Annotated in this window: 19 protein-coding genes, 3 tRNA genes and 1 riboswitch; of the genes, 9 read left to right on the forward strand and 13 right to left on the reverse strand. The window is 67.0% G+C overall.

Features of this window, described 5'->3' with window-relative positions:
• Position 1: 1 nt before the first annotated feature.
• Positions 2-670 (forward strand): nitroreductase, encoded by a 669-nt coding sequence (locus tag DEBA_RS14410; RefSeq protein ID WP_013259681.1) that lies wholly within the window; start codon positions 2-4, stop codon positions 668-670.
• On the opposite strand, the gene DEBA_RS14415 is transcribed toward DEBA_RS14410, so the two are convergent.
• The 10 genes from DEBA_RS14415 to amrS form a co-directional block, all read right to left on the reverse strand.
• The gene (locus DEBA_RS14415; protein WP_013259682.1) at positions 667-2,103 is read right to left on the reverse strand and encodes an alkaline phosphatase family protein; all 1,437 of its coding nucleotides are present in this window, start codon (positions 2,101-2,103) and stop codon (positions 667-669) included. The genes DEBA_RS14410 and DEBA_RS14415 overlap by 4 nt on opposite strands.
• Positions 2,100-3,959 (reverse strand): M48 family metallopeptidase, encoded by a 1,860-nt coding sequence (locus DEBA_RS14420; protein WP_013259683.1) that lies wholly within the window; start codon positions 3,957-3,959, stop codon positions 2,100-2,102. Before DEBA_RS14420 ends, DEBA_RS14415 begins: the two co-directional genes overlap by 4 nt.
• Positions 3,960-4,048: 89 nt before the next feature.
• Positions 4,049-4,141: transfer RNA gene (locus tag DEBA_RS14425), tRNA-Ser, on the reverse strand.
• Positions 4,142-4,195: 54 nt separating this feature from the next.
• Positions 4,196-4,281, reverse strand: a tRNA-Ser gene (locus tag DEBA_RS14430).
• Positions 4,282-4,419: 138 nt separating this feature from the next.
• Positions 4,420-4,635, reverse strand: a complete 216-nt coding sequence (gene tatA, locus DEBA_RS14435; protein WP_013259684.1) for a twin-arginine translocase TatA/TatE family subunit — start codon at positions 4,633-4,635, stop codon at positions 4,420-4,422.
• A 37-nt stretch (positions 4,636-4,672) separates the two neighbouring features.
• On the reverse strand, positions 4,673-5,047 hold the full coding sequence (locus DEBA_RS14440) for a hypothetical protein (protein WP_013259685.1): 375 nt from the start codon (positions 5,045-5,047) through the stop codon (positions 4,673-4,675).
• A 141-nt stretch (positions 5,048-5,188) separates the two neighbouring features.
• Entirely contained in the window at positions 5,189-5,644 is a 456-nt protein-coding gene (locus tag DEBA_RS14445) for a chemotaxis protein CheX (RefSeq protein WP_013259686.1), read from the reverse strand.
• A gap of 70 nt (positions 5,645-5,714) precedes the next feature.
• A riboswitch (cyclic di-GMP riboswitch) is annotated at positions 5,715-5,804 on the reverse strand.
• A gap of 83 nt (positions 5,805-5,887) precedes the next feature.
• On the reverse strand, positions 5,888-6,580 hold the full coding sequence (pyrF, locus tag DEBA_RS14450) for an orotidine-5'-phosphate decarboxylase (RefSeq protein ID WP_013259687.1): 693 nt from the start codon (positions 6,578-6,580) through the stop codon (positions 5,888-5,890).
• Positions 6,581-6,587: 7 nt separating this feature from the next.
• Positions 6,588-7,313 (reverse strand): RadC family protein, encoded by a 726-nt coding sequence (gene radC / locus DEBA_RS14455; RefSeq protein ID WP_013259688.1) that lies wholly within the window; start codon positions 7,311-7,313, stop codon positions 6,588-6,590.
• 3 nt (positions 7,314-7,316) lie between these two features.
• Positions 7,317-8,348, reverse strand: a complete 1,032-nt coding sequence (gene amrS, locus DEBA_RS14460; RefSeq protein ID WP_222832017.1) for an AmmeMemoRadiSam system radical SAM enzyme — start codon at positions 8,346-8,348, stop codon at positions 7,317-7,319.
• A gap of 122 nt (positions 8,349-8,470) precedes the next feature.
• Here amrS and DEBA_RS14465 point away from each other — a divergent pair, with 122 nt between their 5' ends.
• The 5 genes from DEBA_RS14465 (at position 8,471) to DEBA_RS14485 (ending at position 16,990) form a co-directional block, all read left to right on the forward strand.
• On the forward strand, positions 8,471-9,703 hold the full coding sequence (locus DEBA_RS14465) for a response regulator (protein ID WP_148227885.1): 1,233 nt from the start codon (positions 8,471-8,473) through the stop codon (positions 9,701-9,703).
• A 157-nt stretch (positions 9,704-9,860) separates the two neighbouring features.
• The gene (locus tag DEBA_RS14470; protein WP_013259691.1) at positions 9,861-10,298 is read left to right on the forward strand and encodes a DUF4019 domain-containing protein; all 438 of its coding nucleotides are present in this window, start codon (positions 9,861-9,863) and stop codon (positions 10,296-10,298) included.
• Between the two features lie 123 nt (positions 10,299-10,421).
• Entirely contained in the window at positions 10,422-13,151 is a 2,730-nt protein-coding gene (locus tag DEBA_RS14475) for a discoidin domain-containing protein (protein ID WP_013259692.1), read from the forward strand.
• Positions 13,152-13,172: 21 nt separating this feature from the next.
• A complete protein-coding gene (locus tag DEBA_RS14480; protein ID WP_148227886.1) occupies positions 13,173-16,043 on the forward strand; it encodes a hypothetical protein in 2,871 nt (956 codons plus the stop codon).
• Positions 16,040-16,990, forward strand: a complete 951-nt coding sequence (locus DEBA_RS14485; RefSeq protein ID WP_013259694.1) for a glycosyltransferase family 2 protein — start codon at positions 16,040-16,042, stop codon at positions 16,988-16,990. The genes DEBA_RS14480 and DEBA_RS14485 overlap by 4 nt, the downstream gene beginning before the upstream one ends.
• Here DEBA_RS14485 and DEBA_RS14490 read toward each other — a convergent pair.
• From DEBA_RS14490 to DEBA_RS14500, 3 genes are all read right to left on the reverse strand, one after another.
• The gene (locus tag DEBA_RS14490; RefSeq protein WP_013259695.1) at positions 16,987-17,943 is read right to left on the reverse strand and encodes a lysylphosphatidylglycerol synthase transmembrane domain-containing protein; all 957 of its coding nucleotides are present in this window, start codon (positions 17,941-17,943) and stop codon (positions 16,987-16,989) included. The genes DEBA_RS14485 and DEBA_RS14490 overlap by 4 nt on opposite strands.
• Before the next feature lies 1 nt (position 17,944).
• The gene (locus DEBA_RS14495; protein ID WP_013259696.1) at positions 17,945-19,552 is read right to left on the reverse strand and encodes a hypothetical protein; all 1,608 of its coding nucleotides are present in this window, start codon (positions 19,550-19,552) and stop codon (positions 17,945-17,947) included.
• A gap of 194 nt (positions 19,553-19,746) precedes the next feature.
• Positions 19,747-19,822: transfer RNA gene (locus DEBA_RS14500), tRNA-Ala, on the reverse strand.
• A 174-nt stretch (positions 19,823-19,996) separates the two neighbouring features.
• On the opposite strand from DEBA_RS14500, the gene DEBA_RS14505 reads away from it, so the two are divergent.
• The 3 genes from DEBA_RS14505 to DEBA_RS14515 are packed head-to-tail and all read left to right on the forward strand — an operon-like array spanning position 19,997 to position 23,182.
• The gene (locus DEBA_RS14505) at positions 19,997-21,664 is read left to right on the forward strand and encodes a hypothetical protein (protein WP_013259697.1); all 1,668 of its coding nucleotides are present in this window, start codon (positions 19,997-19,999) and stop codon (positions 21,662-21,664) included.
• A 52-nt stretch (positions 21,665-21,716) separates the two neighbouring features.
• Complete coding sequence (gene moaA, locus DEBA_RS14510; protein WP_013259698.1) at positions 21,717-22,763, forward strand: GTP 3',8-cyclase MoaA; 1,047 nt, start codon at positions 21,717-21,719, stop codon at positions 22,761-22,763.
• 23 nt (positions 22,764-22,786) lie between these two features.
• Entirely contained in the window at positions 22,787-23,182 is a 396-nt protein-coding gene (locus tag DEBA_RS14515; protein ID WP_013259699.1) for a DnaJ family domain-containing protein, read from the forward strand.
• Position 23,183 lies beyond the last annotated feature (1 nt).

The raw sequence follows: 23,183 nt of genomic DNA on the forward strand, positions 1-23,183 counted from the left end.
CATGGAATTCAAAGACGTCGTCAATGGCCGCTTTTCGTGCCGCGCCTTTTTGGACAAACCGGTCAGCCGCCAGGTGGTCGAGCAGATCGTCCAGACCGCCCTGCGCGCGCCCAGTTGGGGCAACACCCAACCCTGGAAGGTCTACGCCGTTGGCGGCGAGACGGCGGCCTCCATCCGCGCCGCCCAGCGCCAGGCCATCGAAGAGGGCCGCCCCGGCAATCCCGACGTGGTCATGCCGGCCAAGTTCGAGGGCGCGTTGATGGATCGCTACCGCGCCCTGGGCATCGCCATGTTCCAGGCCATGGGCCTGGCCCGCGACGACAAAGAGGGACGTCTGCGTCATTATGTCAACAATTACGGTGCATTCGGCGCGCCGGCCATGCTCTATGTCACCGTGCCCAAGGGCCAGACGGCCTACGTCATCCTCGACGGCGGAGCCATCGCCACCATGCTTTGCCTGGCCGCCCACGAGCTGGGCCTGGCCACCTGCCTGGAGGCGGCCCTGGCCACCTACCCCGACATCGTTCGCCAGGAAGTGGCCATCGGCCCCGACGAAGACCTGCTCGTGGGCATCGCCCTGGGCTATGCCGACCCCGACGCGCCGGCCAACAAGTTCCGCGCCGACCGCATGCCCTTGGAGCAGGTTCTGAGCGTGGTTGATATGAGTTAGCGCCCCCGCGGGCGGTCGAGTTGGTCCAGCCAGGGCCACGGCCGCCCGCGCCCCTTGGCCGGCGGGTCCAGCCCCAGCCAGGAGCAGGCCGTGGGGCAGACGTCGTATAGCGTGGCCCCGTGATGCTGGCGGCCGGCCTGGGCCAGGGCCTGGCCAGCGGCCGGCGCGGCGATGAACAGGCCCTCGGGCGCATGGTTGGCGTCGTCGGGGCCGGAGTCGTTATCCTGAACAAACAGCGGCCCGCCTCGCGGCCAGACCTGGCCGATCGCCCGCCAGGCCAGGTCGCCGGGGTAGAGCAAAAGATCCGGGGCCGCGCCGTTGACGGCGGCGTAGGCCTGGCGCGGATCGACCACGCGGTTGCCCAGGGGCCGGCCATCGGGGCCGGGCATGGCCTCCAGTTCGGCGCGCAGTTCGGCCAAAAAGGCGTCGTAAGCGGCCGGATCGACGGCCCCTTGCGGCTCACGACCGGCCACGTTGCAAAAGATGCGCGCATAATAGCCGCCGTCGGACCACACCTTGGTGCGCGGCCAGTCGATCATCGCGGGCGCAAGCGGCGCGCCCTCGGCCGGTTCGACGCGCAGGCGCAGCAACCCCCGCTCCAGCAGCCACTGATTGATGCACAACCCGCCTTCCAGGCGGCGCGCGCCGTGATCGCTGACCACCAGCACCAGCGTCTCGGGCGGCAGCTCGGCCAAGAGCAGGCCGATCTGGGCGTCGAGGTCTTCATAGTGGCTGGCGATGGCCCCGGCCAGGGGCGAGCCGGGTTGGTGCAGACGGTGCAGTGGGTCGTGGTGCCGCCAAAAGGCGTGGTGCATGCGATCCGTGCCCATCTCCACCAGCCACAGCAGATCCGGGTCGTAGAGCCGCCACAGGCCACGGGCCACGGCGAAACGGCGTTGGACCATGGTCCGCACGGTCTGGGCCAGGGCCGCGCGGTCGGCGCGGCGAAAGTCGGGCACATCGACGATGTAGGGCCCGCCGCCCCAGCGTTCCAGCCGAGGGCCCAGGCTGCGCGGCCAGGTCAGGCCGTCGGCGTTTTCGGGCAGAGGAAAACCGGCGACCATGGCCCCGCGCACGGCCGAGGCCGGCCAGGTCAGGGGTAGGCCCAGCACCGTCGAGCACAGCCCGGCCTGGCTGGCCATGTCCCACAAACGCGGGACGCCGACGCCCTGGGCGCTGGCCAGGGCCAGGGGGGCGTAGGAATGGTCGGGCCGGTTGCGAAAACCGTAGAGGCCCAGTTGGCCCGGGTCCAGGCCGCTGGCCATGCTGACCCAGGCCGGCACGGTGATGGGCGGGTCGGTGCTTTGCAGGCGGCCCCAGCGACCACGGCGCATCAGCCCGCTCAGGTTGGGCAGGCGCGGGGTCAGTTGCTCAAAGACCAGCTCTGGCGCGGCGCAGTCCAGGCCGATGACGCACAGCCGCCGCCTGTTCACCGGGACTTGGCCTCTTGGGCGGCCCGCTTGAAGCGTTGGTATTGCTCCTCGAAGTAGGCGCGCTGCTCCTTGGGGCCGGCGGCAAGGGCCGCGGCGGCGGCGGCCTCGGCCTGATCGGGGCGGCCGTTGGCCAGATAGGCCTCGGCCAGGGTGTCCCAGATGTGCGGCTCGGGCCGCAGGCGCACGGCCTTTTCGGCCAACACCAAGGCGCGCTCGGGCCGGCGCAACGACTCTTCCTTGGCCGTGACCAACAGCCAGGCCAGGCTGTTGAGGGCCTCGGCGTTGTCTGGATCCAGGTCCACGGCCATGCGCAGATCGCCCAGAGCCCGGCGCTCGTCGCCCTGTTGATAACGCAGCAGGCCCAACTCCAGGCGCACGCCGGCGTCGTCGGGCCGCAAGGCCGCCCGTTCTTCCAGCAGGCGGGTGATGACGGCCTCTTGCAGGGCCGATCCGGCCCCGCTGTGGTCGGCGGCCAGCCCGGCGCCCACCAGCAAGCCCAGGCACAGGGCGTAGATCACCAGGGCCCGGCGCAGCATGCGGCCGTGGGCGGCGATGAGCCTGGGTTCGGCCTGGGCCTGGCGCAGGGCCTCCACCCGCTGGGCCACCGAAAAATGATGCCACGAAGGCACGTCGCGGATGTTGCCCGACAAGCTGGCGATGCGCTCCAACGCGCCGATCAGCGGCTCGGCCGAGCCCATGGCCTCGAGCGAAAAAAAGTCGGCCTGGCGCTCGAAGTGGCGCATGAAAAAGCCCATGCCAAAGCGCACGTACAGCGCCAGAAAGATCACCAGCGGCAAGGCCAGCAGCAGCGTGAGGGGGTTGGCTTCCTGGGCCGGCGTCGAGAGGGCGGCCATGCCCCAGTCAAAGGCCGAAAGCAGATAGACCAGCCAGCCCATCAGCAGGTTGAACGAGCCGGTCAGGGCAAAGATGGCCAGGAAAAAACCCAGGAAAAACAAGATATAGGCCAGCATATGCCGATGGCGAACGTGGCCGGCCTCGTGGGCGGTCACCGCGGCAATCTCCGTTTCATCCAGGGCTTGGGCCAGGGCCTTGGTGACCAGCAGATAGCGCAGGCCCGGGGCCAGGCCCAGGATGCCCGCCGTCAGCACCCGGCCTTCCAGGATCGGCCAATCGACGATCTCGGCCACCGAGACGCCCAGACGCCGCAACGTGCGCGCGGCCACATCCCTGGTCGGTCCCTCGGGCAGGGGCCGGCAGCCCCACCAGCGGCGCACCAGCGGCGGAAACAATAGCGACATCAGGATCATCAGCAGCGACAAAAAGGCCAGGTCGCCCCAGGCCGTGCGCAGCCAGCCGTCGGCCGCCGGCCAGAGGGCCAGGGCCAGATCCTGCACGGCCACGGCAATCAGCCACGGGAACAGCACCGGGGCCACGAAGCGGGCCTGGGCCCGCACATGGGCCCAGCGCCCCAGGTCGCGATAAAATACGCGGGCCTCCAGCGGCTGCATGGTCCACCACACCACCACCAGGCAGCAAAGGTAGATCCCCGCCGCGCACAGGCCCGAAAGCGTCTGCCATTGGGCCAGGGCCGGCACGGCCATGAGTTGGGCCTTGAGGTCCAGGGCGGTGATCATCAGCACGAAGCAGGCAATGGCCCCACCGTGCAGCAGGCTCTCCAGCCGCCTGGTCGCCCTGGCCGGGTCGGTCGGCGGGTCGGCCCCGGCCAGGCGCTCCAGCAGGCGGCGCACGGCCAGTTGGCCGGCCGCCCACAGGCAGCACAGCGCCGCCAACGAGCCGAAAACGCTGTCCAGCGGCCGCAGGCCGGCCACGCCGGGCTGATAGGCCTCGAACAGCACCATCACCAGAATGAACGCGACTATCTGGGCGAAGAACATCCCCTGTCTACTCCGGCCAGCGGCGGCAAGGGGTCTGGCAGACAAAAGGCCCGGGGCGAGGCTCCCGGGCCAGGTGGGAATCGTGGCATTGGCGGAGAGGGAGGGATTCGAACCCTCGGTAGAGCTTTACACCCTACACTCGCTTAGCAGGCGAGCACCTTCGGCCTCTCGGTCACCTCTCCGCTGCGGTATTCGTGGCCGCGGCTCGCTACGCCGCGCCTTTTGCACGTGCAAGATGGCGGAGGGAGTAGGATTCGAACCCACGGACCTTTCGGTCTGCGGTTTTCAAGACCGCCGCCTTCGACCACTCGGCCATCCCTCCGCGAGGCCGGCCGTCCAGCCGCCGCCAGTCAACGGACAGCGCCAAGCGCCCGCCTCCCGACGGATTGCTTTATTTACCATCGCCCACCAAGGGGCGTCAAGTGCCGTGGTCAAATATAGCCGCCACCGGCAAAGGGCCTCAGACCTTGGTCTCTGTCTCTTCCTTGGCCTTGGCCGCCTCGTCGATCTTTTCGGCCTCCTGGCCGGTCAACGCATCGTCTTTGACGCCCTTGCGGAAGTTCTTGATGGCCTTGCCCAGGTTGCCGCCCACCGAGGGCAGTTTGCCCGCGCCGAAGATGATCAGCACGATGACAAGGATGATCAGCCACTCGAAATGCCCTATGCCGCCAAACATTGGCAGACCTCCGCGCCCCTAGCGCCGCCTGGGCGGCCTATTGGCTGTATTCCTGCATCAGCCGAAGAAATTCCGGCGCGCCGCGAAACTTGCCCGCGGCCTCCATGAACGCCAACCAGTTGCGCCACATCGCCGCCCACTGCTCGGTGTGCCAGAAGACGTCGTCGGCCAGGCCCTCCTCGCGGCGCAGAAAGGCCGTGGCTTCATCGTGGCAGCTCGCGCACAGGGGATATGGAACCTTGACCAACAGCGGCTGGGGTTGTTCCACGCCCTGGCCGCAGAAGGCGCAGCGCCTCGGGCAGATCCCGCAAGACATCGCCGCGGCCACGGCCTCGGCCTTGCGCCGCTGACGGCCTTCGTCGATCCGGCGCTCCTTGCTCTTGCGGCGGCTCAAATCGATGACCTCGGCCATGGCTCTCTCCATATCGTGGCGCAGACGGCCATACAATACCAATGGCGCGGGCGTCAGTCAAGCGGACCACCCGACGTCGTTCACGGGCTCATCTTTAAATTTTAACGCTGTTTCGGGCGCTTGGCAACAAAGGCGGCCTTTTCAGCGTAGGGCCACTTCGATCACCGCGTAGCCGTACTCGCTGGAAAAGGGAACCGCCAACACCGGGCTGGCCGCATGCTCGATGCAGTGGCCGTGGCCGTCGTAGATCCGGGGGATGCCGGCCCGCAGGCCCAGGCCCTTCTCGGAAAGCTCGCGGCGGGCAGCGCCGGAGATCATGTTGGTCAGCTCGCCCACGGCGTCGCGCACGGCGTCGTCGATGGCGCTGATTTCGTCGCCGAGCATGCCGCGCATCACGGCCTGGATCAGCCCGAAATGAAACGTCACCGCCAGGGAGCCCTCGGCGGCCCCGCTCAGGCCGATGACGCCGCTGATGTCGCCCTCGGCCAGGGTCTGCTGCTTGAGGTAGGGCTTGCCGGCCTCCAGGGCCACGCCGGCCATGGTGCCCAGCACCTCGACCACCCCGCTCAGGAAAGGATTGACGTATTTGACATCCATCGCCCGTTTCACCCGGTTGTGGCGACCAGCCGCCGGCCACGGGCGCGCGCGCCGGGTGGCTTGCCGTCGGGTTGGCAGTCCCGCCGCCGTGGCCGCCCGGGCGGCTGTAGGCCGGTGACTTTGCGCCCCCGGCTTTCGCGCGGGTTTGCCCTTTCACACCAACTGGGCGTTTATCTTAACACAAGCCGTGGGCCATTGCCCGATTTTACGGCAAGACGCGCGGCCACGGCGTTCCGTGGTCGCTCAGGCCTGTGCCATCTCTTGCACAATCCGGCGCGCCGCCTGGGCCGGGTCAACCGCGTCGCGGATGGGCCGGCCCACCACGATGTGGCTGGCCCCGGCGCGCACGGCCATGGCCGGGCTGACCACCCGCTTCTGGTCGTCGTCACCGGCCTGGCCCGGTCGGATGCCCGGGCAGACCACCAACGCCTGGGGCCCCAGCGCCTGGCGCACCGCCGCCGCCTCCTGGCCCGAGCAGACCACGCCGGCGCAACCGGCGCCCATGGCCAAACCGGCCCGGCGCAGCACCAACTCGCGGGGGTCTTGCAGGGCCGGCGGATAGCCCATGGCCGCCAGATCTTCGGGGCCCAGGCTGGTCAGGGTCGTCACGCCCAGCAGTCGCGTGCCCCCCAGGTCCACGCCCTCGAAGATGGCCATCTGGTCGCAGTGACAGGTCAGCATGCCCACGCCCAGCGCGGCGGCCTGACGGGCGGCGGCGCGCATGGTCGCCGGGATGTCGTGCAGCTTCAGATCCAGGAATATCTCGCGCGCGCCGGCCGCGCGCAGCTCGGCCAGCACCGCCGGCCCCTGGGCCACGAACAGCTCCAGGCCCACTTTGAACACGCCGACGTCGTCTTTCAACAGCTCCACCAAACGCCGCGCCTCGGCCACGCTGGGCACGTCCACGGCGAAAATAAGCCTGTCACGAGCTTGCATCGGTGATTCATCCTTCCAGGTCAAGGGCTTGATACTCGGCCGCCACGCCGGCCAAAAAGCCGCTCTGGGCGAAACTGTGCAACTGGCGTCCGGCCACGATGATGTGATCGACCAACTCCAGACCCACGCCCTGGCAGGCGTAGTAGAGCCGGCGGGTGATGGCGCGGTCGTCGGTGCTGGGCGTGGCGTCGCCGCTGGGGTGGTTGTGGGCGCAGGCCAACGCCGTGGCCCCGCGCGCAAGGGCCAGGGCCGCCACCTCGCGGGGATAGACCACCGCCCGGTCGATGGTGCCGCTGAAAACGTCCTCGATGGCGATCAAACGCCGCCGCCCGTCCAGAAGCATCACGCGAAAGACCTCGCGCTCCAGACTTTGCATGCCCATGCGCAGATATTCGGCCGCCTGCTCGGCCGCCAAAAAGGCCTCGCCGCGCAGCAATTTGTCTTCCAGATAACGCCGGGCCACCGCCGGCACGAGCTTGAGGCCCAGGACGTTTTTGGGCCCCACGCCCTTGACCTGGGCCAGACGTTCGGCCGGGGCGTCCAACACGGCTTGCAACCCGCCCAGCTCGCCCAACAGCGTCCGGGCCTGCTGCTTGCAATCCTGACGGGGCGTGGCCAGGGTCAGCAATAGCTCCAGCGCCTCCTCGTCGGTGAATTTGGCCAGGCCATGGGCCAGGAATTTGTCGCGCAGACGTTGGCGGTGGCCCGCGCCGGGGTGCTCACTCGCGCTCACGCCCTAGCCCCAAACCCCGGCCACGGCCGCGCCGCAACGGGCGCAGGCCCCGTCGACCAGGCCGCCGACGTCCACGCCGTAGCCATGGCGGGCCACCACCTTGGCCCCACAGGCCGGACAATAGGTGTTTTCGCCGTCGTGGCCAGCCACGTTGCCGATGTAGACGTGCCGCAAGCCAGCCTGGCGACCGATGGCCAGGGCCCGCTCCAGGCTGGCCAGGCTGGTGGCGGCGGGGCCGTGCTCGGCGTATTTGTAACGCGGCTGGTAGGCGCTGACGTGCCAGGGCGTATCGACCGAGAGCTTTTCGACAATGAAGCCACACAAGCGGGCCAGTTCGTCGGGATCGTCGTTTTTGCCGGGGATCAGAAGCGTGGTCAGCTCCAGCCAGACGCCGGCCCGACGCAGGCGCGTCAGCGTGTCCAAAACCGGTTGCAGGCGGGCCTTGCATTCGTGGCGATAAAACTCGTCGTTGAAGGCCTTCAGGTCCACGTTGGCCGCGTGCAAAAGCCCCTGGCAGGCCTCCACGCAGTCGGCCGACTGATAGCCGTTGGTGACGAAGACGTTTTTCAGCCCGGCCTCCACGGCCAGGGCCATGCAATCGCGGGCGTATTCAAAGTAGATCGTGGGCTCGGTGTAGGTGTAGCTGATCGAGGCGCAAGCCGCCGCCTTGGCCTGGGCCACGATGGCCGCCGGCTCGATGAGGCCCCCTGGCCCGCCGCCGGCGACCTCGCCGTCGCCGGACGCCTGGCTGATCCGCCAGTTCTGGCAAAAGGCGCAGGCGAAATTGCAACCCACCGTGGCGATGGAAAACGACCGCGAGCCGGGCAAGAAGTGGTAGAGCGGCTTTTTCTCGATGGGATCGACGTTGGCGGCGATGGGCCGGCCCCACACCAGCGACCACAACACGCCGTCTTGATTTTCGCGCACCTGACAGATTCCGCGCTTGCCGGGGGCGATCGTGCAACCATGGGCGCACAGCCGACAACGGACCTTGCCGTCGGCCAACGCGTCCCAGAATTCCGCCCGTCGCATCATCGGCCTCCCGCTTGGTTGTTTTTTTTGGCTCGGAGCAAGCCGCGCCGCCGATGGAATCTTCCGCAACGCGGCCTCCTTGTGGCATTATAAACCGGTTGTAAACGGATTCCCAGGGGTTGGACTTGAAACTGTCTTACCAGAAAATGCAGGCGCTCCTGGTCGAGGGCAACAAAATGGCCCTCGACACCCTCGAAGGCTATCTGGAGCCGTTCAAGTTTTACCGGGTCTGGACGGCCGTGGGCGTGGATGAAGCCATGCTCGCCATCAAGGATCGGCCCATCGACATCATCATCACCGGTTGGAAGATGCAGCCCATCAGCGGCCTGCAACTGGTGGAGATGGCCCGCCGCCGGCCCGAACTCAAGGACGCGCCCATCCTGCTGGTGGCCGACCGCCGCGACAAGCACTTGGAGAAAATCGGCAAGGATTCCGGGGCCACGGCGGTCATCGGCCACCCCATCACCGCCAAGGACGTCCAGCGGGTGGTGGACGAGATGCTCTCCAAGCGGATCGACCCCCAGCACGAGCAGTTCCTGGCCCACATGGAGGCGGCCCGTCAGGCCGAACGCCGCAAAAAATCCGCCGAAGCCATCGAGGCCTATCGTCAGGCCCTGGAACTGTTCGAGGACGAAACGGCCATGATGGCCCTGGCCCGCCTGCTGCGGCGGGCCGGCGACGAAGACGGCGCCACGAAGTTGCTCTTCGCCACGCTGCGGGCCAACCCCGACGCCCTCAAGGCCTACCTGGAACTGGCCATGATCTATCGCGGCCAGAGCCGCCTGGAAGACGCCCTCAAGGTGATGCAGGCCGCCCTGGGCGCGGCCGAACGCCTCAAACACGGCGGGCTGACCAAGGCCAGCCTCTATTACTACATGGGCGAAATCGAGTTGCAGCTCAAGCATCTGCAAAAGGCCCTGGGCCACTTCGACCTGGCCATGGGCGAACTGCCCGACGACGTGGAAATGGCCAGCAACATCGGCGACGCCCTGGCCGGCCAGGGCCACTACGCCGAGTCCGAGCAGTATTACCAAAAGGCCCTGGAGCTCGACCCCAGCCTGGCCCACGTCTACAACCGCCTGGGCATCGCCCACCGCCGCCAGGGCAAGCACGACATGGCCCTGAACCTCTACCGCAAGGCCCTGGCCTTCCACCCCAACGACGAACACCTGCTCTACAACATGGCCCGGGTGCACTGGGAGTTGGCTGAATACCAACTGGCCTCCGAGGTGCTGACCAAGGCCCTGGAGATCAACCCCGAGTTGGTCGAGGCCCAGCGCCTGCTGGGCGCGGCCTTGCACAGGATGGGCTTCCAGGTCACCGCCGACGGCGCTCCCCCCGAGCCCGGCGACGACTGAAGCGCCCCCGCCAGCCTGCACGCCATCGGTTGCCCCCTGTCATCGCGAATCATTCGGTGCTAATCTGAGCATGCGGCCCGGCCCGCGCGATGGGCGCGCGATGGCTTGGCGCATGGGAGCAGAGGGGCCATGGCCCCGCTTGTGACGGAGTGACGACATGAACGCGTCAGCGAAACGCGGCTATTGGGCCGCCCTGATTTGCTCATTGACCATGGCGCTTTGCCTGGCCGGCCCCTTGCCGGCGCGGTCGGCCCAGGACCAGGCCGGCCGCGCAGCCACGGAGTGGCTGGCGTTGGTGGATGGCGGCGACTATCGGCAGGCCTGGAGCGCGACCGGCGAGTTGATACGTGATGCGATGACCGCCCAGGCCTGGGAGTCGCTGCTGGAACAGGCGCGCCGCCCGTTGGGCGAAAAATCGGCCCGCCAGGAGACGTCGCGGCGCGCCTACGAGCAATTGCCCGGCGCGCCGGATGGTCAATACCTGGTTCTGACCTTCGATTCCAGCTTTGCTCACAAGGCGCGGGCAATGGAGACACTGACCCTGCGCCGCGAGGCCGACGGCGTCTGGCGCGTGGTGGGCTACTTCATTCGTTGATCTCGGACCAGGCGCGCCGCCCGCCGCGGGAGTATAATCGGCGCGCCGCGTTCGCCGAGCCATGATTGGCCCGACGGGTCCGGTTTTTTTGTGCGAAAACAGCCGCGGAAGCCATTATCGCTCATGAACCAGGATAGCGCCCCAGCCCCAGAGCGACCGGCGTTGGCAACCGGCCCCAAATATTATCTGGCCGTGGTAGGCATGATCTACGCCGCGGCCGTGGGCCTACGCGTGGCCCGTTTCCTTTCGGCCCGGCTATCGGCCGAAAACGGCTTGGTCGGCAGCACGGCCGAACAATTTCTGCGGGGCGACTTTCCCCTGTTCCTGATGGGCAAGGACTTCATGGGCGTCTATGACGTGTTGCCCATGGTCCCGCTTCTGCATTTCCTCGGGCCGTCGTCGTACATCCTCAATCTATGGTCGCCGCTCTACACCCTGGGGGCCATGATCGTCGTTCACCGGCTACTCCAACGCGTGGTCGGCCCCTGGGGCGTGCTGACGGGCCTGGCTTTTCTGGCCATCCCGCCGGCTTTCTGGCTGCACTACTGCGGCTACGCCCAGACTCACTACACTCTGGGCGTGCTGCTCAGCGCCCTGCTGATGCTCCAGACCGCGCGCCTGTCCGAGGCCGAGCACTGGGGCGCGGGCCAGACATTTTTGTGGGGCCTGGCCGCCGGGGCCGGGCTCTACGGCAACGCCCAGACGGTGGGCGTATTTTTGGCCTGCGCGGCCTTTTTGCTGGCCACGTCCTGGCGACGCGTGCGGCCGCTGAATCTGGTCGCCTTTTGCGGCGGCGGCCTGCTGGGCGGCCTGCCCCTGCTCTACTATCTGCTCACGGCCCAAACCGCCTACGCCGACAAGATCAACGTCTTTTCCTGGGGCTACGTGGCCAAGCATTTCCACGAGCTGTGGACCAACGCCCTGCCCATTATCCTGGGCTTCAACACTCCGCCCACGGGGGGAAGCCTGAGCCCCGCTTCGCCTTGGTTTGGCTTGTATCTGCTTTTGCTGGCGGTGGTCTGCGCGGGCCTTGGCGGGTTGATCCAGCGTGGTCTGCGGGGCCGCCCCCGCCTGGCGCTGCTGTTTCCCCTGGTGGCGGCGGTGTATGTGGTCATTTTGCTCACTAGCCACTATGGCCTTTTTCTGCATGGCAGCCAGCAGGCCTATCTCATGTCGCTGTACCTGGTCTTGCCCGCCGCCCTGGGCCTGGTGGTCACCTGGTTCGAACCACGCGCCAAGATCGCCGCCGGCTTGTTGACGGCCCTGACCATAGGCATAAACGTCGGCGGTTACGCCGCCTTCCGGCCCAATGTCTACCCGCTGTTTCTTTCGCCGGCCATCCAGGCCCGGCAAAACCGCGATTACTTGGAGGCGGCGGAGCTTTTGCGCCGGGCCGGGGCCCACCATGTCTACGCCGAAAACAGTTGGCTCCTGGGCTTTTACGGCAATGGCGACCCGTTGGCGGTGCATCCGTGGCAGCCGCGCAAAAACGAGGACGCCCACCGGGTCGACGCCAGCCTTGATCCGTTGTTTTATGGCGTGGATATCGCTTCCTCGACGACTTTGCTGGGCCTGAAGCACAAAATCGCCACCGTGGGCGGTCGACTGTCGCGCTGGGGTTTTGCCCAGCCCGACAAGGGCCTTTTGCTGGAGCGCCACGCTTGGCGGGCCCGAAGTCTGAACGGCCAAGACCTGGGCGACGCCCTCGGCGATGGCGATTTGGCCAGCGGCTTCCAGACCGCCGGTCCAGCCGGGCCGGGCCAGGGTTTCGTCCTGGATTTGGGCGCGGCCCAGACGGTCAGCGGCCTGGCCCTGATCCCGCAAGGTTATGTCGAAACGCCCAAGGGCCTGACCATCGAGGGCTCGCTCGACGGCCACGTCTTTTTCCCTCTGGCCCAAAGCCACGGCTACGTCGGGCCGTTCTATATGTCCGGGCCCCATCCGGTGCTCAAACTGCGTCATCCCAGGGTCGAAAGCTATTGGCGGCCTTGCCTAGTCCGCCAGATCAGGATCAGCCACCTTGGCCGCTCCAACCGGCCCTGGTCCGCGCGCGAGGTTCTGCTCTGGGGCCCCGGGCCGGCCGCCGGGCCAGACGCCGACTGGTCGTCCAGCGCCGTGGCCTTGCGCCGGCTGGTCGGCCGGCTCAAGCCCGCGCGGGTCTACGCCGACACCTGGGCGGCGGCGGTGGCGCGCACCAGCGCGGACGCGCCGCCGTGGATCAGCCTGGCCCACGGCTTCCACAACGAAAGCCGGCCCGATCCGCCCCTGGCGCAATGGCCGGAGCTGATCGCCGGGCGGGGCTCGTTGGTGGTCGTCGATCGGCCAGAGGCCGCCGCCACCCGCCGCGCCCTGGAGCTGCTGGGCTTGCCGTTCACGGAGGCGTCTGCCGGCCGATTACGGGCCTTCGCCCTTGGCAATCCACCGGCCCGCCCGGTCATCGAGCCCCGCGCGATCAGCTCGCGGCTCTCGCCCGCGGCCGCCGCCCAACTAGCCCACCCCGGCGGCCGAACGCCCTGGAGCACCAACGGCCCGCAAAGCGCCGGCGGCGCGCTGGATATCGACCTGGGCCGGCCGCGCCTGGTGCGGCTGGTGGAGCTGCGCACCCCCGATTTCGCCCAAGACTACCCCCGCGCGCTGACGGCGTGGGTCTCCGACGACGGCCGCGCCTGGCGACCCACGCCCCTCGCGCCGGCCGGACCACTGTTCTTCAGCGGGCAGATGTTGCTGCGCCGTGGCGGCGCGGTCAATATCTTCAGCCTCGGACCTGGCGTGACCACGCGCCATCTGCGCCTGGCCCTGGCCCCCAACCATTGCCCGTGGTGGTGGTCGGTCCAGGAGCTGGTTCTGCGCTAGACCGTTGGGGCGAACTGCGCTATGCTGCACGCAAACGGTGGCGATGTCACGGTCATGGCCTGCCCCAAGGACCACAGCCGCGTCATGAGTCAAAACAGCGCCCCGGCCGAGGAGCGGCCGGCGCCGGCAATCGCGCCGAAACGTTATCGGGCAATGGTCATCGCCCTCTACGCCGTGGCGGTGGGCCTGCGCTTGGCCCGTTACGCTTGCGGCCGCCTGTCGGGCGAAAACGCCCTTATCGGCTCCACGGCCGAGGAGTTCCTGCACGGCAATTTTCCTTTTTTTCTGCTGGGCAAGAATTTTTTCGGCACCTACGACGCCATGCTCAGCGCCCCGCTGATTTTTCTGTTCGGGCCGTCGTCCTACATCCTCAACCTTTGGCCGCCGCTGTTCTCGCTGATCGTCATGGTGGTGGTGCACCGCGCGTTGATCCGCGTGCTCGACCCGCCGGGCGTGCTGGCGGGCCTGGCTTTCATGGCCGTCCCTCCGTCGCTGTGGCTGCTGTATTCCGGCTACGCCCAGACCCATTATTCCCTCGACGTCGTCCTGAGCGCCCTTTTGCTGCTGCAAACCGTGCGGCTGAGCCAAGCCCCTCGCTGGAGCGCGGGCCAGGCCTTTTGGTGGGGCCTGGCCGCCGGGGCCGGCCTTTACACCAATCCACAGACGGTGTGCGTGTTTTTGGCCTGCGCGGCATTTTTGCTGGTCACGGCCTGGCGGCGCGTGCGGCCGCTGAACCTGGCGGCCTTTTGCGGCGGCGGCCTGCTGGGCGGCCTGCCCGTGCTCTGCTATTACGCATTGCACGATCTGACCTACAAAAAACAGCTGGCCTCGGTCTTTGGCTGGCATTATCTGCCGCCCAACCTGAAGGCCTTTTTGTTCAACTCGCTGCCCATCATCGTGGGCTTCAACACCAAGATCAGCGGTGACGAGCTGTTTGTTGGCTCACCGCGCTTTTGGGCCTACGCCGCCGTGGCCATGCTTATGGCCGTGGGCATGGGCGCGCTGTCGTGGCGCGGTCTGCGCGGCCGCCCCCGCGAGGCCGCCTTGCCGCCGCTGGTGGCCGCGGTCAACCTGGCCGTTTTGCTTTTTTCGGTCTATGGCTTGGCCCTGGCCTCCTATCGTCAGGCCTATCTACTGCCGTGGTATCTGGCCTTGCCCTTTTGCTGGGGACTGGCGGCCTCTTGGGCGGCGCGCTGGCGGACCTGGGCCTTATGGGCCTGTCTGGCCTTGATAATTGGCGTCAGCGTAAGTGGCTACCCGCGCTACACCTATCACGGGCTGCCGCTGTTTTTGCCGCCCTCCCGGCAATACGCCGAAAACCAGCTTTGCCAAGAACAGGCGCGGCAACTGCGCCAGGCCGGCGTCGCGGGCCTGTACGCCCTGGATAGCTGGCTGATAGGCTATTACACCGACGGCGACCCCCTGGCCGTGCACCCCTGGGCCGCGCGCAAACCCATGCACGCCCACCATGTCGACGCCATGGCTGATCCGCTGTTTTATGGCGATTTTCTGGCCGACGCGCCGGGGCTGTTAGGCCTGGCCCACAAAACCGCGCCAGTGGCCGGCCAACCAGGCCGGTGGGGTTTTGCCCAACCGGACAAGGGCCGACTGCTGGAACGCCGGAACTGGCGGGCCGCTAGCCTGGATGGCCTTGACCTACGCCGGGCGCTAAATGACAACGACCTGGCCACCGGCTTCCAGACGCCGGCCAACGCCGCGCCAGATCAAGGCTTTGTCCTGGATTTGGGCGCGGCCCACGCCATCACGGGCGTCGGCCTCATCCCGGCCGATCACGCCCAGACCCCAGCCGGGCTGCGCATCGAGGCCTCGATCGACGGCGTTGGATATTGCACCTTGGCCCAGGCCGCGCACTATCGCGGCCCCTTTTACGTCTCCGGCCCCCATCCGTTTTTGCGCCTTTTCCATGGCCGGGTGGAGAGCTGGTGGCCGGCGCGGTCGATCCGTTATCTGCGCTTTACGCACCTGGGCCCGGCCAGGCATCCCTGGTCGGTGCGCGAAGTGTTGCTCTGGGGCCCCGCCGGGCCGGGCCAGCGCGCGACCGATTGGGCCCAGACCGCCGACGAGCTGACGCGGGTCGTGGCCGCGCTGAAGCCAAAGCGCGTCTATGCCGACGCCTGGGCCGCGGCCGTCTTGCGCCTTCGCCTGGACCACGAGCCCTGGATCAGCCTGAGCCAACCATACGACAACACCGGGGCCCAAACCATGGAGCTTGGCCATTGGCCGAGGTTGGACCCCGCTCCGGGAACGGTGGTGGTCTTGGAGGCCGCCGAGGCCCCGGCGGCCCGTCTGGGCCTGGAGCGCTGGGGCTTCATCTTCGAGGAGCGCCGGGCCGGCCGGCTGGTGGCGTTTAATTTACTGGGCCAGCGCCTGGGGCCACGTATCGAGCCAGCGGCGGTGAGTTCGGCCAGCGACCCCCGGCGGGCCGCGGCCCTGACCGGCGCTGGCCCCGGCGACGGGCCATGGTCCTCGGGTGGCCCGCAAAACCAGGGCGGCGCACTGGTCATCGACCTGGGCCTCAGCCAACCCGTGCGCTGGCTGGAGTTGCACTGCCCCAGCGCCTACAAAGATTTTGCCCGTGGCCTGGCGGCCCGCGCCTCCGACGACGGCCACACCTGGCGCGTCGTGGAGATCACGCCCGCCGGCCCCCTGGCCTTCAGCGGCCAGGCCCTGCTGGCCCAGTCCGGCGCGGTGACCGCCTATCACCTGGAAAACGGCCTGAAAGCACGCTATCTGGAACTGTCGCTGGACACCGGCGAACCACGCTGGTGGTGGTCGGTGGAAAAGTTGATCCTGCGCGCGCCGCCCAGGCCAGACCGGGCCACGCGACGCCAAGTCCCTCCGAACAACCCGCAAGTGGTGGCGATCCGATGAAACTGATAATCCAGATCCCCTGCTACAACGAAGAAGCAAACATCGCCGAGACCCTGGCCTGTCTGCCCCGGCGACTGCCCGGCGTGGACACCATCGAATGGCTCATCATCGACGACGGCTCCACCGACGGCACCGTGGCCGCGGCCAAAGCCGCCGGGGCCGACCACGTGGTCAGCCTCAAACCCAACAAGGGCCTGGCCCGCGCCTTCATGGCCGGACTCAACGCCTCCCTGCGCGCCGGGGCCGACATCATCGTCAACACCGACGCCGACAACCAATACAACGCCGGCGACATCCCCAAGCTGATCCAGCCGATCATCAACGGCCAAGCCGATTTCGTCATCGGCGCACGGCCCATCCGCGAAACGACGGACTTTTCGGCGGTCAAGCGCTTCCTGCAAATGCTGGGCAGTTGGGTCGTGCGCAAGGCCAGCGGAACCGACATCCCCGACGCGCCCAGCGGCTTCCGGGCCATGAACCGCAAGACCGCGCTCTGCCTCAATGTTTTCGACAACTACACCTACACCCTGGAGACGATCATCCAGGCCGGCGCCGAAAACATGGAAATCGTTTCGGTGCCCATCCGCACCAACCCCGTGTCGCGCCAATCGCGCCTGGTCAAGAGCGTGCCCAGCTACGTCAAGCGCTCCATGGCCACCATCGTCCGCTCGCTGGTCTTTTATCGGCCGTTCCATTTTTTCAGCTTTTTGGGCGCGGCGCCCTTTGTAGGCTCGACGTTTCTGGCCGTGCGCTGGCTGGTGTTGTACTGGGGCGGCACTTCGCGGGCCCACGTGCCCAGCCTGGTGGTGGCCGCCGTGCTGGCCTTCGTGGCCTTCCAGTGCTGGTTCACCGGCTTGGTGCTCAGCTGTTTTTCGACCCAGCGTCGGATGTTGGCCGAGGTCCAGCGGGCCCAGCGTGGGCAGGAATTGGGCGGTGGCTTGGGCTAGGCCCCGGCCGATGGCGAGCCGCCCGGGGCCGCGCGCATGTAGGCCGCAATAAAAGGCAGACCGGCCAGGGCGGGCATGACGTAACGCATGGTGCACAACAGCCCCAAGGCCGCGCCGACGGCCGGGCTGAAATAGCCGGCGTAGAGGTAGATCAACGCCGCGTCCCGCGCGCCGACGCCGGCGAACGAAAAGGGCAGCAGCCCCGCGAAGATGGCCAGGGCCGTCAGGCTGAAGCTGACCACCAGGCCCACCTGGGCGTTGAGGGCCAGGATAAACAGCCAGATCTGCAACAGATGCATCAACCACAGCGCCAGCGAGGCCAGGGCCACCCGCAGGCCGGCCGCCGGCGAGGCGGCCAACTGCCGCTGCATGACGCTCCACGACTGTTCGGTGCGCCCAATGAATTCCCGCGCCTTGGCCCAGGGGATCAGCCGGGCCAGGCCGAAAAACAGCCCGGCCAAACGCCGGCTGACCAATAGCGACAGCCCGATCACCCACAAGCAGGCCGCCGCCACGCCCAGCCCACGCACCACGGCGTCGGCGCTTTGCAGCACCAAAAGCCCCACCAAGCACCAGCTAAGCAGCGAAAGCACGTCGCAGAGCTTTTCAAAAAGCACCACGCTGAGGGCCGCCGGGCCGGTCATGTGGCCTTTGTTGCGCATGAAATAGGCCTTGGACAGATCGCCGATCTTGGAGGGCAAGACCATGTTGAGCGTGCTGGCCGCCAGCACCAGCTTGAGCGCCTCGCCCAGGCCAACGTTGGCCCAACGAGGCACCAACAGCAAAAAACGCCACGCCGTAAACACGGTGATCGGCGCGACCATGGCCAGGCCGACCAGCAGCAAGCCGCCCCGGCAATGCAGCACGACGGCGATGAATGCGTCCAGGTCGATAAGGCTGTAGATGGCCGCCAACAGGCCCAGGCTGATGACGATGGCGATCAGCCGCTTCATGTCATAAACGCCTTTCCAGCCGCAGGGCCTGGCCGTCGGCCGGTCGTGGCTGGCCAGGGATCAGCTCCAGCCACTCCTGGAGCTGGCCTTGCTGATAGGTGCGGCTCATGGCGATGTAGATCGATGTCTGATCGCAGCCGATGGCCACTCGCTCCACCGCCGACCAATCCGGGCAGTTCAGCTCGTCGGTTATCGTCCAGCCGCCGTCCGCGAAGCGAAACACCCGCCGAAAGCGGTGCGGCGACTCTCGCCGGCCAACGATCAACAGTCGCTGCAACACACGGCGCACCAAGTCCGGGGCCAGCCGTCCCACGCTGAGCATGCCCAAGCGCAGAATTAGCAACCTGGTGGTGGTCATCAGGCTCTGCTTGGCCCAACTCAGGTGGCCGGCCACGCTGATTGCATCGTCGCTCAACTCCAGGTCGTAGTCGCCGCACATATGACCCACGGCGTTGCGCGCCTTTTTGCCCCGGCGTTCCACCACCGAAAGCTGGCTGTCGCTGATCGCCAAGGCGTCATCCTTGAATAGCTTGAAGGCCCCGCCCTTGTTCAGGCCGGCGTAAAGCTCGTAGCCAGAGCGCCGCTCCACCAGCAGCCCCGCCTCGGCAAACCACAGCCGCCCCTGGGGCCGGGGGCCGGGTTCGGGCCGCTGCTCCACGAAATCGCGCCAGGTCAGCAGATAGTTGATCACGTGATGGCCCAGGATGTGGTCGTCGCCGTGGCAGGCCTCCAGGCCGCCGCGCAAGGCGCGCGCGAAGCGGGTGTTGAGATCCAAGGCCGGCGGATGCCAGCGGCCGGCCAGCTCGAAGCCGTGCGGAAAATAATTATAGGTGTTGCGGCTGCAATATTCGCCGCCCAACGTGCCGTCGGGGTGCATGAGTTGGGCCACGAAATCGATGGCTTGGCGCAGGGGCTCGCGTAGCCCCAGCCCTGGGCGCAGGCGATCCAGATCAGCCAGATAGGCGATGGTCAACGTCAGATAACCGGGGTCGCAACCGTCGTATTCGGGAAACCAGCCCTCGGCGCGCCGCCACGCGAGCAACTGCCTGACCCGTTCTTCAATGGCCGTTTCGAAGCGCTCCGTGCCCAATAGCTCGGCGCTCTTGGCCAGGCCCAGCGCGACCAGGGCCTGATGGTTGGACAGCTGGCCCGACTCCTGGCGTTGGGCCAGCCAGACCGCCCGTTTTTCGACAAAACGCAGCAGATCATCGTCGTCCAGGCCCAGCAGCAGCATGCTCTCGGCAAAGGCCAGCAGGGTGAACGCCGCCGCGCCCAAGGCCTTTTCAAAGGGGTAATAATCGTCGCACGAGCCATCGGCGTGGGCCGAGGCCGCCGCGAAGCCGATGCCGGCCCGCACCCACTGTCGCAGGGCCTCTTGGCCGCGCCACGGGTTGTCGGGCAGATCCAGGGCGTACACCAGCGCCAGAGGGTAGACGAACTCCTGGGACATACCGCAGGGAAAATCGATGATTTTGTAGTGCCAGTGGTTGCGGTCGAAGCAGCCATGGGTGGGGCTGTGACGGTTGCGATCCTGCAAGGTGAGAATCTTGGGGATATCGGCCAGAGCCTTGGCGGCGAAGAGGTCGCGGATCGAGGTTACCGTGGTCATGACGGCGCTTTTACCTTTCACGACGGAGCGGCCACGCCGGGCAGGTGGGCGGCTGAATTCACAGCGGATTTTAGCCGTCCACCTGGCCAAAGGCAACAGGCATTCATCGTCGTTTCCGTTCGGCGTCGAACGCCGCCACGCCAACGGCGAAAGGGCCACGGATTGATCATCCGTGGCCCTTGGCTTTTCGTACTTGGTGGAGCTAAGGGGGCTCGAACCCCTGACCTCTTGACTGCCAGTCAAGCGCTCTCCCAGCTGAGCTATAGCCCCAAGCGCGGGTCATTATCTATCAGATGCCGCTTGGCTTGTCAACGGTCCGACGCATAATTATCTGGCCGCCATCGCCCCACCGACGGCCGGAGGCGGGTCGCGCAATTAACGTCCCGTTGACGGGGGAAAAGCCTTCTGCTATAGAATATCAACAATTTGGCCCACGGGAGCGCCATGAGCCAACGAAAGCGGGCTTTCCAGGAAGTAATAATCAACCAGACGCCCTTGTGGGACTATTTCGCCGCCAGCGCCGAGGCCGTCGACTTTGATCATCTGCGTCAGGCCCTGGATTTTCTGCACATCGACGGCGGACTTATCGCCGCCTACGGCCCCGACTACCCCCTGGTCGAGCCGCGCGAGTTGGCCCCGCCCCTGGATTCTCCGCTGATCGAGCACACCAGCCTGCCGGCCTTCAGCATGGTCGTCTTCGACCGTCCGTTAAGTTATCAGGACGAAGGTTTTCAGTTCGATCTGCTCACGCCCGAGGGCCGGCCCAGCGACCCCAGCCTGGCCGCCGCCAACCGCCAAGCCTTTCGCGGCCGGCTGCCGCGCAACCTTTGGGGCCGCATGGAGCGGATCATCGGCCGCCGGGCGGTGACTCCCCTGGCCAACTACCCCGACATTTTCGAGTTGGTCACGCACATGGACCGCGCCCACGTCCTGGCCCGCGACGCCAGCGGCGAATTCCGCATGCTGGGCGTGTTCGCCTCCCTGCCCTCGGACCTGGACGGCGAGATCAAGCGCTTCGGCCGGCATATCGGCAAGTTCAGCCCTGGCGACAACGAAAGATACGCCGCCAACCGCCTGTTCGTCTATCGCTTCCTGATGGAGCAGACCGGCATGCCCATCTGCGGCGAGCGCCACACCTCGGCGGCCTTGTTCGCCCGCCGCCTGATGCAGCGCCGCGAGCGCTTCATCATCAAGGTGCTGGGTCAGAGCGACCGAGCCATCACCACCCTGACCAGCCATGGCGCGCACAACTCGTTGCCTCGCGTGGAAAAGGTCGCCCTGGTTCAGGCCGCCGCCTGTGATCCCGAACGCCTGGCGCGCATCCGCCAGGAGGGCTTTTTCCTCGATCCGGCCCGCCAGGTGGTCATCCTGCGCGTGCGTTATCAGCAGCACGCCTATCACGTCGACAACGTCATGGAAGACCGCGCCTGCTCGGTGCTGGCCCAGGAGCTGATCCATCCGGTCAACGGCAGAGTCCTGGGCGAAGTGGACGTGCTGGGCCTCAACCAGGATCGCCTGCTGCAACTAAACGACATCGTGCGCGGCGAGTATCAGGGCGACATCGTCTATCGCGGCCGCGAGGTGATCTCCTCCACCGGCGCCATCGACGACCGGCTGCGCTTTCTGGTCGCCTGGCTGCAAAAAAACCGCTTCCAGATCGCCGACTACAGCCCCGACCACTTCGATCGCATCCTCAAAGTGGTTTTGAAGTTCCTTGGCGAACCGACCCACGCCGAGGATTTGACCCGCCACGAAGAATTGGCCCAAGAAGCCCAGACCTTGCTGGCCGAATTGCGCCTGTCCCACCGACTCCGCCTGCTGGAGCGTCTGGTGCGCACCCGCTCTGACTCCGAGGGGCGCAAGCTGCAACACGCGCAGATCCTGGTCATCCTCAATCATTTTTTGGGCACCGAGGGCGAAGAACTGGCCGCCCAGCATCCCAAAGTCATGCGCAAGCTGCTGCGCATCTGCGTGCGCTACCTCGACCAACCCTACCTACGGCGGCAATACCTGGCCAAGACGCCCAAGACCCAATACGACCATAACCTGCTGGACGAATACGAACGCCTGACCCAGTTCGTGGAGCAGTGCCAGATCATGGTCGGCCGTTGACGGCGGGGCCCGCGGCGGCTACAATCCCTTAAAGCCCCCCCGCGAGGACCACATGGCCAAACCCGGCGGAAAGAGCCGTTTCATCCAGCCCGACGAGATGCTCGTCGACGGCCACGGCCGCATGCTCAATTATCTGCGCGTATCGCTGACCGACCGCTGCAATTTTCGCTGTATTTATTGCATGCCGCCCGGCGGCGTGGACAAGATCCCCCACGACGACATCCTCAGCCTGGAGGAAATCGCCCGCGTGGCCCGCGTGGCCGTGGCCATGGGCGTAGACAAGATCCGCCTGACCGGCGGCGAGCCATTGCTGCGGCGCAACTTGCCAGTTTTGCTCGATAAGCTCTCGAGCATCCAGCCCCGGCCAGATATCCGCCTGACCACCAACGGCTTTTTTCTGAGCGCGGCCCTGCCCTGGCTGCTGGCTGGCGGCGTCAGCGCCGTCAACGTCAGCCTGGACACCCTGAGGCCCGACCGCTTCGCCGCCATCAGCGGCCTGCCGCCCCAGGCCGGCCCCCGCGCCCTGGACGCGGTGCTGGGCGGCATCCGCGCCGCCGTGGCCCAGGGTGGCCTGCGGGTCAAGGTCAACACGGTGCCCCTGGCCGGCTTGAACGACGACGAGGTCGCCGACTTCGCCCGCCTGGCCGCTCAACTGGGCGTGGCCGTGCGTTTCATCGAATACATGCCCGTGGGCCGACTGACCCGCTATCGGCCCGAGCGCTTCATCAGCTCCGACGAGGTGCTGGGACGGTTGGCCGCGTTGGGCTCCCTGGCGGCCATCGACCACGATCCGGCCGACGGGCCGGCCCAACGCTTCGCCCTGCCCGGCGGCCGTGGCGAAGTCGGCGTGATCAGCGCCATATCCAGCCATTTCTGCGCCACCTGCAACCGTCTGCGCCTCACCGCCGACGGTCGGCTGGCCCCCTGCCTGTTCAGCGACGAAACCATCGCTCTACGGCCCACGCTGCGCTCCGGGGTCGACGACCGTCAGATCAGCGCCCTGCTAGCCCTGGCCGCCCGGCGCAAACCCAGCCGTCACCAGCATCAGCCGGCCGACGTCGCCGCCACCGGCTGTCAGATGTCCAACCTGGGCGGCTAAGCCGCCCGCACCGGAGCGCCGCCATGGCCTTGGGCTTTTTCGCCAAGCTGGCCGAGGAAAAGATCAGGCAGGCCGTCGAACGCGGCGAGATGGACGATCTGCCCGGCCTGGGCCAACCACTGGACTTTGAAGACGACGCCATGGTCCCGGAAGACCTGCGCATGGCCCACCACGTGCTCAAAAACGCCGGCTTCATCCCGCCCGAGGTAGAACTGCGCGGCGAGATCGCCCGCACCGAGGAGCTGCTGGTCGCCGCGCCCGACGAAAAGGCCCGTTACATCGCCATCAAGCGGCTGAATTTTCTGACAATGAAGCTAGGCGAACTGCGCCCGCGCTCGGCCCTTCTGGATGAACACGCCTACGCCCAGCGTATCGTGGCCCGCCTGTGCCGCGACGCTTCCGGCGAGAAAGGCTCATAGC

Origin of the sequence: Desulfarculus baarsii DSM 2075 (assembly GCF_000143965.1) — a bacterium.
Taxonomy (GTDB): Bacteria; Desulfobacterota; Desulfarculia; order Desulfarculales; family Desulfarculaceae; genus Desulfarculus; species Desulfarculus baarsii.

What these genes read in the sequence shown, in the direction of transcription:
- amrS (WP_222832017.1), bottom strand. Translation starts at nt 8,348, where the DNA reads ATGATGCGACGGGCGGAATTCTGGGACGCGTTGGCCGACGGCAAGGTC.
- DEBA_RS14410 (WP_013259681.1), top strand. Translation starts at nt 2, where the DNA reads ATGGAATTCAAAGACGTCGTCAATGGCCGCTTTTCGTGCCGCGCCTTT.
- DEBA_RS14495 (WP_013259696.1), bottom strand. Translation starts at nt 19,552, where the DNA reads ATGACCACGGTAACCTCGATCCGCGACCTCTTCGCCGCCAAGGCTCTG.
- DEBA_RS14480 (WP_148227886.1), top strand. Translation starts at nt 13,173, where the DNA reads ATGCTGCACGCAAACGGTGGCGATGTCACGGTCATGGCCTGCCCCAAG.
- DEBA_RS14485 (WP_013259694.1), top strand. Translation starts at nt 16,040, where the DNA reads ATGAAACTGATAATCCAGATCCCCTGCTACAACGAAGAAGCAAACATC.
- DEBA_RS14475 (WP_013259692.1), top strand. Translation starts at nt 10,422, where the DNA reads ATGAACCAGGATAGCGCCCCAGCCCCAGAGCGACCGGCGTTGGCAACC.
- DEBA_RS14445 (WP_013259686.1), bottom strand. Translation starts at nt 5,644, where the DNA reads ATGGATGTCAAATACGTCAATCCTTTCCTGAGCGGGGTGGTCGAGGTG.
- DEBA_RS14515 (WP_013259699.1), top strand. Translation starts at nt 22,787, where the DNA reads ATGGCCTTGGGCTTTTTCGCCAAGCTGGCCGAGGAAAAGATCAGGCAG.
- DEBA_RS14490 (WP_013259695.1), bottom strand. Translation starts at nt 17,943, where the DNA reads ATGAAGCGGCTGATCGCCATCGTCATCAGCCTGGGCCTGTTGGCGGCC.
- DEBA_RS14420 (WP_013259683.1), bottom strand. Translation starts at nt 3,959, where the DNA reads ATGTTCTTCGCCCAGATAGTCGCGTTCATTCTGGTGATGGTGCTGTTC.
- moaA (WP_013259698.1), top strand. Translation starts at nt 21,717, where the DNA reads ATGGCCAAACCCGGCGGAAAGAGCCGTTTCATCCAGCCCGACGAGATG.
- DEBA_RS14440 (WP_013259685.1), bottom strand. Translation starts at nt 5,047, where the DNA reads ATGGCCGAGGTCATCGATTTGAGCCGCCGCAAGAGCAAGGAGCGCCGG.
- pyrF (WP_013259687.1), bottom strand. Translation starts at nt 6,580, where the DNA reads ATGCAAGCTCGTGACAGGCTTATTTTCGCCGTGGACGTGCCCAGCGTG.
- DEBA_RS14505 (WP_013259697.1), top strand. Translation starts at nt 19,997, where the DNA reads ATGAGCCAACGAAAGCGGGCTTTCCAGGAAGTAATAATCAACCAGACG.
- DEBA_RS14470 (WP_013259691.1), top strand. Translation starts at nt 9,861, where the DNA reads ATGAACGCGTCAGCGAAACGCGGCTATTGGGCCGCCCTGATTTGCTCA.
- tatA (WP_013259684.1), bottom strand. Translation starts at nt 4,635, where the DNA reads ATGTTTGGCGGCATAGGGCATTTCGAGTGGCTGATCATCCTTGTCATC.